The organism is Pseudomonas sp. GW822-FHT02E03, assembly GCF_058802325.1.
Map to the genome: position 1 here is coordinate 143,943 of NZ_JBXAOA010000010.1, position 16,598 is coordinate 160,540.

At 57.6% G+C, this 16,598-nt stretch carries 12 protein-coding genes; 8 read left to right on the forward strand and 4 right to left on the reverse strand.

Features of this window, described 5'->3' with window-relative positions; all coding sequences use genetic code 11:
* Nucleotides 1-4: 4 nt before the first annotated feature.
* From ltnD to AC1RQB_RS10765, 4 genes are all read right to left on the reverse strand, one after another.
* Nucleotides 5-910, reverse strand: coding sequence for an L-threonate dehydrogenase (gene ltnD, locus AC1RQB_RS10750; RefSeq protein WP_063343793.1), 906 nt, complete (start codon nt 908-910; stop codon nt 5-7).
* A 42-nt stretch (nt 911-952) separates the two neighbouring features.
* Nucleotides 953-1,657 (reverse strand): FadR/GntR family transcriptional regulator, encoded by a 705-nt coding sequence (locus AC1RQB_RS10755; protein ID WP_063343794.1) that lies wholly within the window; start codon nt 1,655-1,657, stop codon nt 953-955.
* A 509-nt stretch (nt 1,658-2,166) separates the two neighbouring features.
* The gene (locus AC1RQB_RS10760; protein ID WP_063343795.1) at nt 2,167-4,290 is read right to left on the reverse strand and encodes a TonB-dependent siderophore receptor; all 2,124 of its coding nucleotides are present in this window, start codon (nt 4,288-4,290) and stop codon (nt 2,167-2,169) included.
* Nucleotides 4,291-4,411: 121 nt separating this feature from the next.
* On the reverse strand, nt 4,412-6,538 hold the full coding sequence (locus AC1RQB_RS10765; protein ID WP_198537221.1) for a TonB-dependent siderophore receptor: 2,127 nt from the start codon (nt 6,536-6,538) through the stop codon (nt 4,412-4,414).
* A gap of 724 nt (nt 6,539-7,262) precedes the next feature.
* Between AC1RQB_RS10765 and rfaH the strand changes: the two genes are divergently transcribed.
* From rfaH to AC1RQB_RS10805, 8 genes are all read left to right on the forward strand, one after another.
* The gene (rfaH, locus tag AC1RQB_RS10770; RefSeq protein ID WP_081235340.1) at nt 7,263-7,784 is read left to right on the forward strand and encodes a transcription/translation regulatory transformer protein RfaH; all 522 of its coding nucleotides are present in this window, start codon (nt 7,263-7,265) and stop codon (nt 7,782-7,784) included.
* A gap of 226 nt (nt 7,785-8,010) precedes the next feature.
* Nucleotides 8,011-9,165 (forward strand): outer membrane beta-barrel protein, encoded by a 1,155-nt coding sequence (locus tag AC1RQB_RS10775; protein ID WP_063343798.1) that lies wholly within the window; start codon nt 8,011-8,013, stop codon nt 9,163-9,165.
* A 12-nt stretch (nt 9,166-9,177) separates the two neighbouring features.
* Nucleotides 9,178-9,711: a polysaccharide biosynthesis/export family protein gene (locus AC1RQB_RS10780; RefSeq protein ID WP_008074817.1), complete on the forward strand. Its 534-nt coding sequence runs from the start codon at nt 9,178-9,180 to the stop codon at nt 9,709-9,711.
* A gap of 2 nt (nt 9,712-9,713) precedes the next feature.
* Nucleotides 9,714-11,960 carry a GumC family protein gene (locus AC1RQB_RS10785; RefSeq protein WP_063343799.1) on the forward strand — a complete coding sequence of 749 codons (2,247 nt, stop codon included), beginning with the start codon at nt 9,714-9,716 and terminating at the stop codon, nt 11,958-11,960.
* A 139-nt stretch (nt 11,961-12,099) separates the two neighbouring features.
* Nucleotides 12,100-13,491 carry an undecaprenyl-phosphate glucose phosphotransferase gene (locus tag AC1RQB_RS10790; RefSeq protein ID WP_063343800.1) on the forward strand — a complete coding sequence of 464 codons (1,392 nt, stop codon included), beginning with the start codon at nt 12,100-12,102 and terminating at the stop codon, nt 13,489-13,491.
* 29 nt (nt 13,492-13,520) lie between these two features.
* Nucleotides 13,521-14,228 (forward strand): WecB/TagA/CpsF family glycosyltransferase, encoded by a 708-nt coding sequence (locus AC1RQB_RS10795; RefSeq protein ID WP_008074822.1) that lies wholly within the window; start codon nt 13,521-13,523, stop codon nt 14,226-14,228.
* Nucleotides 14,229-14,251: 23 nt separating this feature from the next.
* Nucleotides 14,252-15,331, forward strand: a complete 1,080-nt coding sequence (locus AC1RQB_RS10800) for a glycosyltransferase (RefSeq protein ID WP_063343801.1) — start codon at nt 14,252-14,254, stop codon at nt 15,329-15,331.
* The gene (locus AC1RQB_RS10805; RefSeq protein WP_063343802.1) at nt 15,328-16,440 is read left to right on the forward strand and encodes a glycosyltransferase; all 1,113 of its coding nucleotides are present in this window, start codon (nt 15,328-15,330) and stop codon (nt 16,438-16,440) included. Before AC1RQB_RS10800 ends, AC1RQB_RS10805 begins: the two co-directional genes overlap by 4 nt.
* Nucleotides 16,441-16,598: the final 158 nt, after the last annotated feature.

Below are 16,598 nucleotides of genomic sequence, written 5' to 3' on the forward strand. Positions count from 1 at the left end.
TTCCTCAAACCGGCTCAGTCTTGGCAGTCGGCAACTCGATGCCGGGGAAAATCTTGATCACCGCCGAGTCATCCTCACGACCGAAACCGGCACTGGAAGCCTGCATGAACATCTGGTGGGCGGTGGCCGACAACGGCAGCGGGAATTTGCTGGCTCGCGCGGTATCCAGCACCAGGCCCAGGTCCTTGACGAAAATATCCACCGCGGACAACGGTGTGTAATCGGCCTTGAGAATGTGCGGCACGCGGTTTTCGAACATCCAGGAATTACCGGCACTGTGGGTGATCACTTCGTACAGCGCATCGGCATCGACCCCTTCACGCAGGCCCAATGCCATGGCTTCGGCAGAGGCCGCGATGTGCACCCCGGCGAGCAACTGGTTGATGATCTTGACCTTCGAGCCCAGGCCATGAGTGTCACCCAGGCGATAGACCTTGCCGGCCATGCCCGCGAGGACCGCTTCGGCCTTGGCATAAGCATCGGCCGGGCCAGAGGTCATCATGGTCATTTCACCGGCAGCCGCCTTGGCCGCGCCACCGGAAATCGGCGCATCCAGGTACAGCAAACCTTGCGCGGTCAGGCGCTGGCCCAGATCGACAGCGTAGGTCGGCGCTACAGTGGCGCAACCGATCACCAGGCTGCCAGGGCGCAACGCAGCAACAGCACCACCTTCGCCAAACAACACGGTTTCGGTCTGCTCGGCATTCACCACCACGGTAATGATCACGTCGCATTCTGCAGCCATGTGCGCGGGCGAAGAACACGCCACACCGCCCTCGCCAGCAAACTGTTCAGTCACCGCCGCACGCACATCACAGGCATGCACATTGAAGCCGCTGCGCAACAGTGAGCGGGCAATGCCCAGGCCCATCGCGCCCAGACCGACAACACCGACATTCTTGTTATTCATGGGGTACTCCTTAGTGACCGGCTTATGAGGGAAAACAGCGGCCTATTCCACGCCGGCAAGGCGCAGACGGCGGGCCGCGTTGTAGATATGGGCACGGGCGGCATGCCCGGCGGCGAGCGGATCGCGCAGCCGAATGGCCGCCACGATCGCCTGGTGTTCTTCATGCACCTGACGGGAGAAATCCGCCCTGCCCGCCTCGTTGGTGCGGGTGATGCGGGTAGCGGCCTCCAGGTACTGACTGACGAATTCCAGAGTCTTGAGAAAGTAGGGATTGCCCGTGGCTTGAGCGATGGCACGGTGAAAAGCCACGTCGGCGCGCACACCGTCCTGCCCTTCATCCACCTCTTCATCGATGCGTGCCAGCGCCTCGTCAATCTGCACCAGATCGGCCTCGCTGCGATTGAGCGCCGCCTCGCTGGCGATTTCCGCCTCAATGGCACGTCGCAGCGCCAACAGGTGAAAGACACTGCCGGGCAGATTGGCTTCGGCGTAATCGATACGCAGCGGGCGGATGTTGGCGTTGGCGGTGACGAAGATGCCGCGCCCTTGTTGAGGCTGCAGCACGCCTTCGTTCTTGAGACGGGAAATGGCTTCACGGACCACGGTGCGACTGACACCGAAGGCTTCCGAGAGCATGGCTTCACTGGGCAGTTTGCTGCCGGTGGCGAACACACCGCTGTCAATCTTGTCCAGCAGCTGCTGAGCGACGCTGTCACTCAGCACGTGAGTCGGGACCTTGTCGAACATCGGAGCCATCCTGTTTTTGTCTTGTTATCAGGTTGTCATACAGGTTGAGCAGATAATCCCCCAATGAACGGATTATGTGAAGTCTTTTTTTAAAATAACATTTTTTAACATGCGAACTAAAGGAAGGGGTAACCACTGCTCAGTGGGATCCAACTGGCAGGAGTGTTTGTTATCGAGGAATGAGTCGGTGGGCGTTTTGAGTAATGCCCTGTGGCGAGGGGGCTTGCCCCCGTTGGGCTGCGAAGCAGTCCTGAAAATCGCTGGTGTAGCAAAGATTTTGTGAGCGCTACGCACTCAAACGGGGGCAAGCCCCCTCGCCACAGTTCATCCCCAATCGATCGTCATTGACCGAGGGCTGCGAGTGCAGGCGGGGTGAGCCAACGTCGCTGGAAAGGCGAATGATCAGGGCCACCCTTTCTCGAAGTTGAAGGCGAACGTTCATGACGTCGCCTCCGACTGGTGCAGGTTGTTCGTGTGGTGCTCTATAAAAGTGTGCCCTGAAGCGCTCTCTACAAGGTGTATGAAAATCCTGCCTGCAGGGTTCTCGGCGCGCCCGGATAGGCGTAAACGTTGCCAAAGGCGCCTTCATCGTAGTGGCTGTCGAACACATTCTTCAGGTCAAGGTTAAGCCGCAGGTGCTCGTTGACTTTGTAAAAGCTGAGCAGGTCGAACACCTTGTAGCTATCCATGGAGAAGGCATTGGCCGCGGTCTGGCCGGCGCGCTCGTCGACATACTTGGCGCCCAGTCCCAGGCCCAGTCCTTTGAGGCCACCGTCCTGAAACTCGTAGACGTTCAGCAAGCTGAAACTGTTGCGCGGAATGTTCACCAAACGGGTGCCCGACTTCAGCACGTTGTCCTGGGTGACTTCGGCATCCACGTAGGCGTAGCCACCGATCATGCGCCATTCCGGGGTGAGGTTGCCGGCCACGTTCAGATCAAAGCCACGGCTACGCACTTCACCCGCCGCAACACTGAAGGTCGAGTCCACCGGGTCTGTCGTCAGGACGTTGCGTTTTTCGATCTGATACACCGCGGCATCCACGCTTAGCTGACGATCAAGGGCCTGCCATTTAACGCCCACCTCGTAGGATTTGCCTTCTTCAGGTTTGAAGCCGCCGCCCGTTCGACTGGCACCGTTGTTGGGCTTGAAGGAGCGCGCCGTGTCGGCATAGATCGCCACGGTCGGGGTCAGATCGTAGATCAGCCCCAGGCGCGGAGTGACGGCGTTGTCGCTGTTGGTCCAGCTCGTGCCGTTGACAAGGTAACTGTCGTAATCCTGTTCGAAACGTTCGAAACGCACGCCAGCCAAAGCTTTCAACCCCTCGGCCAGGGTCACCTGGTCTTGCACGAAAGCCGCATAAGTCTTGAGGTTTTCCTGATCGTGGGTGGTGGTGCGAGTCAACGCCGGACGCGGCTGGCCGTAGACCGGTTTGAAAATATCGATGGGGTAGGCACTCACCGCGCCACTGGAGCGACGGATGATCGACTTGTAATCGTAATCCTCATACTCGATGCCCGTGAGCAACGTGTGATCGAATCCACCGGTGGAAAAATGCCCGGTCAGGTTCAACTGCACATCAAGGTCACGCCACTCCAGCTTGCGGTAGTTGAAATTGCGCCCCAGCGTTCGGCCGTCGGCAGCGACACCGTTGGCTTCGATGGCATTGCCCTGCAGGCTGCCGTCGAGAAATTGCGTGCCGCCGCCCAACGTCCAGTTGTCGTTCAGGAAATGCTCGAAACGCAGTTGCGCCATGTTGTTGTCGTTGTGCAGCTTGCCGATATCCTTTTCACCAAAGAAAGTATCCCGCGACGCGACACCGATCTGATTGCGATAGCGGGTCACGCCCCGATCGAGCGGCGCGTTATTGCGCATGAAATCGCCTTCGAAGGTGATACGGGTAGTGTCGTTGACCTGCCAGCCGAGGACCGGCGCCACACCGTATCGCTCGTTTTCGACGTGGTCACGGAAGGTATCGCCACCCTCGCCTATCACGTTCAGCCGGTAGGCCAGTCGCCCTTCATCGTCCAGCGGCCCTGAGGCATCCATCGTTGCGCGACGCATGCCCTGATCATTGAGCTGACTGCCCAGGGTGATAGTGGGCTCGGCCAGAGGTTGTTTGGACACCACATTGAAGGTGCCGCCCGGATCGCCACGGCCATAGAGCGTGGTGGCTGGCCCGCGCAGGACCTCCAGACGCTCGATGGTATTGGCATCGGGCATGTTCGGATAACCGCGGTTGATCGGGAAACCATTGCGGTAGAACTCACCGGTGGTAAAGCCACGCACGGTGAAAGTGGTCAGGCCCTGGCCACCGAAATTGTTCGCACGGCCCACGCCACCAGCGTAATCGAGAGCGTCTTGCAGGCGGGTGGCGCCGAGGTCTTCCACGACATCCCGGGTGACCACGCTGATCGATTGGGGGGTTTCATGAATCGGAGTGTCGGTACGCGTCGCACTGGCCGAACGAGTCGCCCGATACCCTTGAACCGGGCCCTGGGCCTGCTCTTCGAATGTGCCGTTGATATCGATCGCTTGTAACTCTATTGACGCAGGATCAGTCGGTGCCTGGTCAGCCCAGGTGGTCTGGGAAATGGCTTGGATCACACACAGAGAAACGAGAGTTCGACGCATCGACATACAACCTGAGTAAGATGCCGGGCACATCAGGAACCCGGCGAAGAAAGAGTGAGGCGTCCCCCCCGCTCCGACCGGTACAAAACCAGCGAAACGGGGGCGTCTCAATGCAAAAGGATCAGAACGTCACACTGGCGCTCAGGCGTGCCGTGCGCGGCTCGCCGACATTGACCGCCAGTTGGGTGCCGGTAGAGGACGGGTAGTACTGTTTGTCGAACAGGTTGTCGACGTTGAATTGCAGCGAAGTCTTGTAGCCGAACATCGGCGCTTCCCAACGCACGAAGGCATCGGCCACGGTGTAACTGCTCAGCCAGAAATCGTTGGCGTTGTTGGCCGCGCGCTCGCCGACGTAACGTGCGCCAGCGCCGGTATGCCAGGCCCCGAATTCCGTGGGAACGTTCAGGTGATGGGTGAGGTACAGGCTCGCGGTGTGCTTGGGCGCATCGGCAAGGCGATGACCTTCGTCATCCGGATCGTCGAGGATTTCCGTGTGGGTGTAGGCGTAGGTGCCTATCAGGTCCCAGCGCTCGGCCACACGCCCGGTGATGTCCAGTTCCAGGCCCTGTGAACCGACCTTGCCCGCCGCCTCCGAAAGGCTGACGCCACCGATCGACTGGCTCGTCACGACGTTTTTCTTGACGATGTCGAACAGCGCAAGGTTGATGTTCAGCCCCGGCAGCGGGTCGTACTTCGCACCGACCTCGTAGCTGCGGCCCTCCTCCGGATCGAAGGTGTGGCCGGCATCGTCGACTTCGGTATTGGGCTTGAACGAACGGCTGTAGTTGCCATACAGCGACAAGGTATCGGTGGCTTTGTAGACCAGGCCCAAAAATGGCACGAAGGCGTCGCCATTATCGTCGCGGTTGACGGTGTAGCTGCTGCCTCGGCCCTGATCGCTGTACTGATCGTAATGCTGCTGACGACCGCCGAGGACCAGGATCCAGCGGTCATCGAGGTGCCAGTTATCCTTGAAGTACACGGAGCTTGAGGTCAGCTGATTGCTCAAATCGCTGTCTTTCGCGCTGACAAGGCTCGGCTCGGCCAGACGACCATAAACCGGCGACGTGATGTTGAAGCCCGATTGCACAGTATTGCGATAGGTTTTGCCACGGAATTGGTCGGACGCTTCAGTATCCGCGCCGATCAGCAGGTCATGGCGTTGGCCGAACAGCTCCTGCTGGCCGATGAAATCCCAACTGGCGTAGCGGGTTTCATCGTCGTAATGAGCACCGTTGGCTGCACGTCGCAGATTGTTGCCGGTCAACGAATTCGGCTGGGCAATCGAGAGGCTGTAGCGGTCGTTGTTCCAGCCGTAGGTGACGCGGGTTTTCCAATCGTCACTGAGCTGATACTCGAAACGCGCGGTGGCCACTTCACGGATACCGACGCTTTTCGCCCAGCGTTCATCGAGACGCTTGTCGTAGTCGATGTCAGCCGGATGACCGTTGGTGAACACGGTGCCGCGGTCGAAGGGGCTGGAATAATCGTTGTATTCGTAGCTCAGGGTCAGGCTGGCGCGGTCACCGGTCCAGCTCAGCGATGGCGCGACCAGGGTGCTCTCGTTCACACCGTAATTGCGCCAGTAATCTTCATGGCCGCGTTCGGCAATCAGGCGATAGGCCAGGCCCGTGTCTCCCAAAGGCCCGGTGGTGTCTACGGCCAGGGTGCCGCCGCCTTCGCTATAGGCCGAGCCACTGAGCGTTGTGCTCTGGGTGTATTCAGGCTTCTTGCTGATCACGTTGATCAATCCGCCGGGCTCCAGCGCGCCGTACAGCATTGAAGCAGGCCCTTTGAGCACTTCCACACGATCCGTGGTGGCGCTGAAGTTGTGGCCCATATTGGAACGCACGCCATCGCGCAGGATCGAGCCGTCGTCGTTGGTGCCAAAACCACGCTTGACCAGGGAGTCCCGCGAGTTGCCCAAGGTATTGCTCTGGCTGACACCACTGACAAACTTCATGGCGTCGTCCAGCGAGCGCACCTGATAGTCAGCCAGGGTCTGTTGGGTGACCACATTGACCGATTGCGCCTCTTCCTTGATCGGCACATTGCTTTTGCTTGCCGTGCTGGCGTGAGAAGTGGTGTAGCTCGTGTCTTGGCTGACGCGGCTCGCCTGAATATCAGTGGTCGGCAGTTCGAGGGGTGCCTGTGCCCACAGAGGACTGGCGAACATAACGCAGGAGAGCGTCGGCAACGCGCGTTTCATGAAGATCTTGCGGCGGGCAAAGGGGTGGGGCTGGCTCAAGACGTCGCACTCGATGAGTTAGTAGTAACGATTCTCATTGTATTGTGCGATCTATTTTCAGTAAATACCCTTGACGGCCATCTGCCCGCTCTTGATCCGCCACATCGAGAGGTTTTTGTGTGTTGTCTGCAGGTGTCCACCTCCAGCAAGGAAAGTCTGTGCATGTCAAAAAACAACCTGTCAAAACAATAGGTTGAAGCTCACTAATAGATTATTGGACAGAAGGCTATATTTTTGACTAGTGACATTTGACAGGCCGTCTGGAGTGGTCGATACCTAACTGGGTCGACGTATAACAAACGATGTAATTGTATTAATAGATGTACGTCACCCCCTGTGTTTAAGTTAACGATCGAAAGTGCTTGTTTTTCAAAGGACCGAGAGTTCGGACCCTGCGGTAGCTTTGGCCATCGCAAAGAACATCCTCCTCTGATGACACAGCGATATCACTGATAGCGTTAAGTAACGTTTACACTTTTCGATCCAGAACTCTGCTCTAGCGCAGTCCGACAAAGAGAACCTCCTGCACTAAGCGGCGCTCGCGCCAGATTATTGACCCGATCTTACTATCGTTACTTGTGCATGACATGCTTCATTATTGATACACCTGTTCCAGTGATTTAACACTTTCGCAATTCCACCTACTCTAAGCGTTCATTGGAGGGGCAGTGGCATTGCGGATTCACGAACGGGCATGCCTCACCCTATTCCGGAGCTTGCCACAATGCTGACGAGTACCCAAGGTTCCAACTGGTATCTTTTGCAGTGCAAGCCGCGTCAGGATGAACGTGCGCAAATCAATTTATTGCGACAAAATTACGTTATATTTTGCCCGCAAATTATTAGCGAGCGCCTGATTCATGGCAAACCCCATCAATCGCTTGAACCTCTCTTCCCGGGGTATCTTTTCATTCATCTGAGCCGTGACGACAAATGGGCGCCCCTGCGTTCTACCCGCGGTGTCAGCCGCATCGTCGACTTCAATCACGGCCCGGCAATAGTCCCGGACGATGTCATCGAGCATCTGCGTGCCCGGTGTTTGAAACCACCCGTAATGCACGCCTCTCAACCGTTCAAACCTGGGGATACGCTGCAAATAACCCGAGGACCACTGTCGACACTGGAAGGTATTTTCCTGAGCATGTTAGGTGATGAACGAGTCATGATTCTTCTTCACTTTTTGAATAGAGAGCATCAGGTTCGCGTGCCATTAACTGACATTGCGCGACCTCGGCCTTGCCTATAAATAAATCATTGTTGCTTCTAACTTGCGCATGTCGCAACACACTGCGCAACTTAAATTAAAGCCTGCTACTACCAGCACTACTACGAACTATTAAACTCCACCCCAACTGAACTTAAAAACCCCTGCCCGACCAATGAATTATTGATTGCTACCGGCATTACACAGCCCCATTTACCCACTGTTTTTCCGGTCTATAGTCATTGAACTCACCCCTTGGAGCAATGATATGACTCTCAAGACCCGCGGCCCTTTCGCACTGTTCATGATCTATTTGTGTCCCGGAACGGCCTGGAGTCTTGATCCCCAGTCCATTGATATTTATGGGTTCGACTTCACCCCTACTCTGCTGTTTTCAGAAAGTTATGATGACAATTTCCGCGAACTGGAGCGGGCGCAGTCTTCGATGGTGACAAAAGTGGCGCCCACTTTCGAACTCAAGGCTGAAGACCGCAACAGTGCTACCCGACTCATCTGGCAGCCTACCCGGTACATTTATCATGACGACTCGGATGCCTCGAATACGGCGCAACGCTTGCGCCTCAATAGCATCATGGAATTCACCGACCGCCATCGACTGAAACTTGATGCGGAAGCACGTAAATATGAGCGTACAACGTCGACCGCTGTCGATGGCATCAATGACAAGATTCGCAGTAACCGCGTCAACGGTCTCTATACCTACGGCGCCAGGAGCGCTGCCAATCAGATTGATCTGGGCGCCAGTTACGCCCAACTTCGTTACGACAACTCAGGTGGCATCAACGACGACAAAGAGCGCGATACCACTGGCCTGACCACCACGTGGTACCACCGCATCGGTAGCAATACACGTGGATTACTGGAATACGACCACACCGTCTTTGATTACGAGTCCAACAGCCGTCTCAATAGCACATCCGATGCGGTCCTCGCCGGTGCCGAATGGGATTTCACCGCACGCACCACCGGCAAAGTCCGTGTTGGTTATGAGCGCAAGAACTTCGATGACAGCGATGTCGATGACCTCAGTAACCCGACCTGGCAAGTGGATCTGCGCTGGAAACCACGCACCTATTCGACCTTCTCCTTTGTTGCCCGCCAGGCCATGGCCGAGGGCGATGACGGTGCTGATGCCGTCAAGACCACCACGGCTCTGGTCGGCTGGCGTCATGGCTGGACCGAACGCATCACCACAGTGGCCGAAGTCGGACTTGGCCGTTACGAGTACGAAGGGCAGGACCGCACCGACGACCTTCGTGACTACAACCTCGCCGTGGAATACGCAATGCGCCGCTGGCTGGATATCGAGCTGCGCTATCGCTACCGCAACGATGACTCCGATACCGACAATCAGAGTTTTGAACGCAACATCTTCTTGCTCAGCTTCAACGTAAGTCTCTAAGAGGTTTTCCCCATGAACTCGCGAATGCTTGGCTTGTTGTTCGTGCCGTGGCTGTTGCCCGTGACTTTTGCAGCAGACACCGGCGCCCAGTACAAACTGGCAGCCGGCGATGTATTGCGTATCACTGTGTTCGGTGAGCGGGACCTGAGCTTCGAAAAAATCCGCCTCAACGATGCCGGAATGTTTTCCTATCCGTTTCTGGGTGACATTGCCGCCAAGGGACTCACGCCCCAGCAGGTAGAAAAACTCATCGTCGACGGGCTCAAGCAAGGTTATCTGGTCGACCCCAAGGTCAGCCTCAACCTGATCGCCTACCGCTCGTTCTACATCAATGGAGAGGTCCAGAAACCCGGCAGCTATCCGTTCGAACCCGGGCTGACGCTGGAGAAAGCCATCGCCCTGGGCGGCGGCCTGACCGAGCGAGCCTCGATCAAGCGGGTGACCATTGTGCGCGGCGATGGCTCCCCACCGCTGACCGACAAGATCACGCGCAGCACTGCCATCGGGCCCGGTGACACCATCTCCATTGCACAAGGCTTTTTCTAATCATGGACAATAGCCCTAGCCTCTATGTCGAACGTCCGCTCCAGGCGCATGTGCCGCAGCATCAGCAGTACAGCGAGGAAAAGGACACCATTGACCTGCTCAAATACTGGAGGGTGATCTGGCGTGCCCATTGGAAAATCGGCTGGTTGATAGTGCTTGGCTGTGTGTTGGCGATGGTTACGCTGTCGTTCATTCCCTCGCAGTACATCGGCAGCACCACGTTGCTGATCAAAGAGAAAACGCCACCGTTGTTGGCCTTCCAGCAAGTCACGGATTCGAGCTCCGGTACCGTCGATTATTTGCAAACACAATTGGCGCTCCTGCAATCGCGCGATCTCGCTGAGCGCGCAGTCAGAAAGCTGAACCTGACCACGCACCCGGTCACTGATCCACGCCAGCAACCGCAGCCATGGTTTGCGCCGCGCAAATGGTTGGCAACGCTTGAGCTTGGCCAGTGGCTGCCAGTACTGGGCCGTTTGGCACCGATGCAAGTTGTGCCCTCCGAGGCCGAGGTCTTCAATCAGGTCACACAGAACCTCATGCGGCAGACCCGCGTCAAATTCGTCGGCAAGAGTCAGTTGATCAAAATAGAAGTGGAACTGCCCGACCCTGGTTTGGCGGCCGCTACTGCCAATGCGATTGCCCAAGGCTTCATCGACAGCCAGCTCGATAACAGCCTGAAGTCCTCGCTGACCAATACCAGCTGGATGAACTCACGCCTGATCGAGTTGCGCAATAACCTGCGCAGTGCCGAAGACAAACTTCAGGCTTACCGGGAAGCACAAGGCCTGGTCGACGTCGGTGGTGTCGCCACCATCAGCGCCAATGAACTGGAATTGACCGGCAATCGCATGATCGATGCCCGTCGTAATCTGGCAGAAGCCGAGAGCCAGTTCCGCCAGGTACAGGCCCTGAGCAATGGCAACCTGAGCAAGCTGTCCAGTGTGCCGGCTGTCTTGAGTAACCCTTTGGTGCAGAAATTTCAGGCGCAACAGGCCAAGGCCCAAGCCAAGGTCGAGGAGCTGTCCGGGCGCTACGGTCCAAAACATCCGACCCTTGCTGCTGCCCGTGCCGAGTTGCGGACGGCTACCGACAGTTTGCGCTTGCAGGTTCAGCAGGTGGTTGCCGGTATCGAGCGTGAATATCAGCTATCACAAGCCAATGAACACTCACTGCGCAAATCGTTCAACAGCAACAAGGCGCAGCTACAGGATATTTCGCGCAAGGAGTTTCAACTGCGTGAGTTCCAGCGTGAAGTCGACAGCAGCCGCGCGCTGTATGAGACCTTTATCACCCGCTTGAAAGAAACCGCGGCCACCTCAGACATGGACTCCACCAAGGCACGCATCGTCGACCCTGCAATTGCTCCTCTGGAACCCAGCAAGCCGCGTAAAACACTGATTCTGGCGATTGTCGCCGTCGTGGCTGCGCTGATCGGGGTAGCGCTGGCATTGCTGTCCGAAACCCTGAACAAAACCTTCAAGAGCGACGAAGCCATTGAAAGTACGCTTGACGTTCCCCTGCTCAGCGTCGTGCCGCTGGTCATGAGGAAAAGCCGCCGGCAACTCGCGCGACTGTTCGATGACAACGACCATCCGCGCTTTTGCGAGACCATTCGCAACCTGCGCACCTGGTTGATGCTGCACGGCGGCGACATGCCGTCACAGGTGGTACTTGTTGCCTCGACCATGGCCGAAGAAGGCAAAAGCACCATCGCCAACAACCTGGCCTACTCACTTGCCAAGCTGGAGCGTGTCCTGTTGATCGATGCCGATATGCGCAGACCCAGCCTTTCGCTCAACTTCGATTTTCCGACAGACAGCCCGGGATTGGCCAACGTGCTGGCGGGCACTGCGCGGCTGGAGGACTGTATCCGTTCTGTCGGCAACCTCGACATGCTGCCGGCCGGAAAACTGTCGCCGCCACCGCTGGATCTGCTGGGTTCGTCGCGCCTGGCCCCCATGCTTGAGGCGCTGAAGTCGCGGTATCAACGCATCATCATCGATTCCCCGCCGGCACAAATGGTCAGCGATGCACTGTTGCTGGCCAAGCATTCGGACGCGGTGATCTACGTAATCAAGGCCCAAAGCACGCCTGTCAGCGAGGTACAAAAGTGCCTTGCGAACCTGCAGCAGTGCCATGCGCCGGTGTTCGGTGTGGTGCTTAACCAGGTTGACCTGAGCAAGGCCCGCAAACAAGGCTACAGCCATTCCGATACGTTCCAGAACTATGACTACCTGCCCAGGTAGAACCTTGCGTCTGTCTCACCCGTAGTCCCTTTCAAACATCTACCAAAAGTGGCTTTACCCAGTCGAGCTATACCAGCGTGCTGGAACGAGGGCGTGCAATTTGCCGCCGATGTCCAACCCATGCCCGGAGGTTACGCCGATGACATCGCTCTACGCCGCTCAAATGACGCGCCGCCGAGGTCTGACCTTCTGGGGCCAATGGCTGTGCGCGCTCAGTCTGGTCAACCTGCTGCTGATGTTGCTGGTGCATTGGCGCGTCGGCAGCCTGACCAGTGAATACCGTGTGCTGATGATTCTCACCGTGCTCGGTTCGGTGCCGATCTACAGCGTGATGCAGGTTTACCACAAGCGCCATGAGTGGTTGTCAGGGCTCGCTCGGCTGCTGGCGGCCTGGATGATCTTGCTGGCCGTGCTGATCAGCATTGCCTTCGTCACCCAGACCAGCGTGATTTTCTCGCGTCAGGTGATCATCGTCTGGGCCGTATTGGGTTACCTGATCCAGGCGGCGAGCTTTTTGCCCCTGCATTACCTGGCCCGCCTGCATTCGCACAAGCTCTGCAACGAGCGCCGCGCAGTGATCATCGGGACGTGTCCGACCGCACATACGCTGGCGAGAAAACTGTCCAGGCGCAATCGCGTACCGCTGCTGGGTTTTATCGCAACCGCCGACCACACCGGCCCGGCCCCGAGCATTCTGCCGCTTCTGGGGCGTATCGACGAGGTTCGCGAAATCATCACCCGCCTGCACGTACGCCGCGTCTATATCGTTTTGCCGATGGCACACGCCGCCATCATCGAGGCGCTGTACATCGATCTTCTGGACGTGAATGTCGACGTGGTCTGGATCCCGGATTTCGGCAGCATGGTGTTGCTCAATCATTCGATCTCGGAAATAGAGCGAATGCCCGCCATCTACCTCAATGAAAGCCTGATCAGTTCGCACCCCGGCAGCCTGCTCTGCAAAGAACTGTTTGAACGTAGCCTGGCCGCCGTGTCCATTATTGTGCTCAGCCCTTTGCTGCTGATCGTGGCGGCCGCCGTGAAGCTTTCTTCGCCCGGCCCGGTGCTGTTCAAACAAAATCGATACGGCTGCAACGCTGAGGTGATCAAAGTCTGGAAGTTCCGGACGATGCGTGTGCACGACGACAACGAAGTGCGTCAGGCCACCCGCGATGATGACCGCATCACTCCGCTTGGGCGCTTTTTGCGCCGTAGTTCCATCGATGAACTACCACAACTGTTCAACGTGCTCTTCGGCGAAATGGCCCTGGTCGGCCCGCGACCGCACGCCGTCACGCACAACATTTATTACACCGGCAAAGTCCGCGCCTACATGGCCCGTCATCGCCTCAAGCCGGGCATCACCGGATTGGCCCAGATCACCGGGCATCGAGGTGAAACCCAGACGCTGGAAAAAATGCAGCAGCGCGTCGCCCAGGACCTCAACTACATCAACCAATGGTCGCTGTGGCTGGACATCAAGATTCTGGTCAAGACGCCTTTTACGTTGTTCTCAAAAGACATCTATTAATAGGGTCGGTTGCCCCTGGGACTCCGCCAATGAAAGACCTGGAATTAATCGGGCATTACGCACCCAGTCTGCTGGACGCCAACCAGGCATTTTCCTTCATCAATTTTGCGTCCGTCGGCAGTCTGCTCGACCGGCCCCCGACTTCCATCGCCTATTTTTGCGACGGCATGCTGATGTCGACCTTCATGTCGCGCATCACCGGGCGCACGATCGGCCGGGTCAGCTTCGACTTCACGTCCATCGCCGATCCTGTGTTCAGCTATGCCGAGAAACACGGCAAGCGCCTCTATTTTGTCGGTGCCCTTCAAGCCGAACTGGACCTGTTCCTCAATAAGATCAAGGCTCGCTACCCCGCCCTGATTATCGCCGGTCATCACAATGGCTATTTCGATGCAGCACAGGCCACGTGCATCCTGGCAGACATCTGCCGCAGTGAAGCGAACATCCTGATCGTAGGCCTGGGCGCCGGGCTTCAGGAACAGTTCGAGCAGGATGCCCTGCGTGCCGGCTTCAACGGTGTGGCATTCACCTGTGGCGGTTTCATTCGCCAAGAAGCCACGGCGACGCACAATTATTACCCTGTACTGATCAACCGCCTGCATCTGCGCGCGCTCTATCGGATGTACCGCGAACCGCACACCATCAAACGCTACCTGATCGATTACCCGACCAATTTTGTTCATCTGTTGGTGATGATCATCCGGCGAAAAGTGACCATCAATATCACTTATCCCTGAACATCCAGTACCGAGCCACGACCATGCATATCCTGTTCACCCTCAAGGACTTCAAGCCCGATGGTGGCCTCGAGCGTGTCCAGCAACGCCTGGCCAGGCAGTTTCTGAAAGATGGTCAGCGTGTCAGTTATTTCGTTATGAATGGCGACACGCCAGACGATGAAGGAACGGCCACGCTCAATGGCGGCGGCAATGGAATCGTCGGCCTGCTCAAGTCCATCGTATTGCTGCGCCGGATTATTCGTCGCGAACAAGTGACCCACCTCATTGCCGCCAAAGAACAAGCCAACCTCTGCACCTGGTTTGCGACCTTGGGTAGCCCATGCAAGGTCATCTATAGCCGTCATGCAGCACTGGATTGCGGTGAACAAAAAATCAGCCCCGCCACCCTGCGCCTGCTCTATGCGTTGTACCTCTGCGGCAACGGCCAGGTAGTGACGGTTTCCAACGGCTTGCGCCAGTCCCTCTCTGACCTGGTGCCCTGGGGTCGCGAACGCATTCGTTATTGCCCCAATGCAGTGGTCACTGAGCAACTGCTCAGTGCCGCACAGACGCCCATGTCCACCGGTTTGCCGGCGCAGTTCTGGCTGGCAGTGGGACGGCTGATAGAACCGAAAGGTTTCCACCTGCTGCTCGATGCCTATGCCCTGGCCTTGCGCCGTGCTGCGCTGCCGGACCTGGTGATCATCGGCGATGGCCCGCAACTCGCCGCGCTGACCTCACAGGCCTGCCGCCTGGGCATCGAGGACCGTGTGCATTTCACCGGTTTCCTGAACAATCCCTACCCTTTTATCAGACAGGCAAGACTGCTGATCCTGAGTTCATTTCATGAGGGCTTGCCGACCGTGCTGATCGAAGCCTTGGCGCTGGGCACCCCTGTGTTGGCCTGCGACTGTGAAACCGGACCCCGGGAACTGCTTGATAATGGCCGCCTTGGCGATCTGGTCAAGGTCAATGATGTACCGGCGCTGGCCGAAGGGATGCTGCGCAGCCTGATTTCGCAAAGCCAGGCGACGCCACGCGGGGAAATGGTCGCTGAAGCCGTCCGGCAGTACACCAGTCAACATGCCGCGCAAGCGTATTACCAGGTTTGGAATCAATGAAAAGGCTGCTGATTATTCTGCAGGACTTGAGTGGCGGCGGCGCCGAAAAAATGATGGCGCGGCTCGCCTGTGCGCTGACTGACGCAGGCAATGACGTGACCTTGTTGATGCTCACCGGCACGGGTGTGAACTCGGTGCGCCTCGACCCCCGAGTCAAACAGGTGCAGTTGCACAGTGCGCGCAGCTCCAGAGCAGTGCCGGCGCTGGCACGCTTTCTTCGCCACAATCGCTTTGACGCACAACTGGCCGCCCTTACCCATGTCAATGTCGTAGCCATCGCCGCGGCTGCGCTGTCAGGTACGCTGGCGCGCCTGCATGTCAGCGAACGCAACGCGTTTTCCCATGACAAACATGTCAATCCCGCGTTAATGGTGCGTATCGCCTATCTGTTGGCACCACTGCTGTATCGGCTCATTCCCAATCCGGTGATTTGCGTCTCGCGCGGTGTTGCTCAGGACCTGGTCGACACCACCATCACGCGCCCGCAGGATGTCACCATCGCTGACAACCCGGTACTCGACAACGATTTTCGCGACAAGGCGCCGGGACGTCCAAACCACCGCTGGCTGTCGAAAAAAACCACCCCGGTAATTGTCGCCGTAGGTCGCCTGGCACGGCAAAAAGGCTTTGACGTATTGCTCGATGCCTTTGCCCGATTAGCCGATCCCAGTGTTCGATTGATCATTTTCGGCGAAGGCGCACTCAGAGCCGAGTTGCGCGAGCAGGCCGTCGCCCTGGGCGTGGCCGACCGCTTCGATCTGCCGGGCTATACCAACGATCCATTGGCGGAGGTGGCAGCGGCCGATTGCTTTGTGCTGTCGTCGCGTTTCGAGGGCAGTCCCAACGCGCTGGTCGAGGCCCTGTCCACGGGCACCCCGGTGGTATCGACCCACTGCCCCTATGGCCCGCAAGAGATTCTCGACAATGGCGCGATCGCCCCGCTGGTGGCGGTCGACGACCCTGATGCACTGGCACGGGCGATCACCGTGGAACTGACGTTGCCGCGTGATGCAAACCGTCAGGCACGCATCGATGCCGCTGCCCGTTTTGTGAGTGCCTGCGCGGCGAAGACCTATCTCGATGCAATGCTAGGGGGCGTTTTGAACTAGTTCCCCGCCGGGGCTGGTGCTGTGCAGGGTAAGGCCGATTTTGAGGGGTACATATCCGTTGCTGCGGTCATGGCGGCTATTGGTTCCGCTCTTACAGCGGGTCACTTTGGAAAAGCGCCAAAGTAACCAAAGCGCTTCTGCCCCTGTCGTTCGGTGCC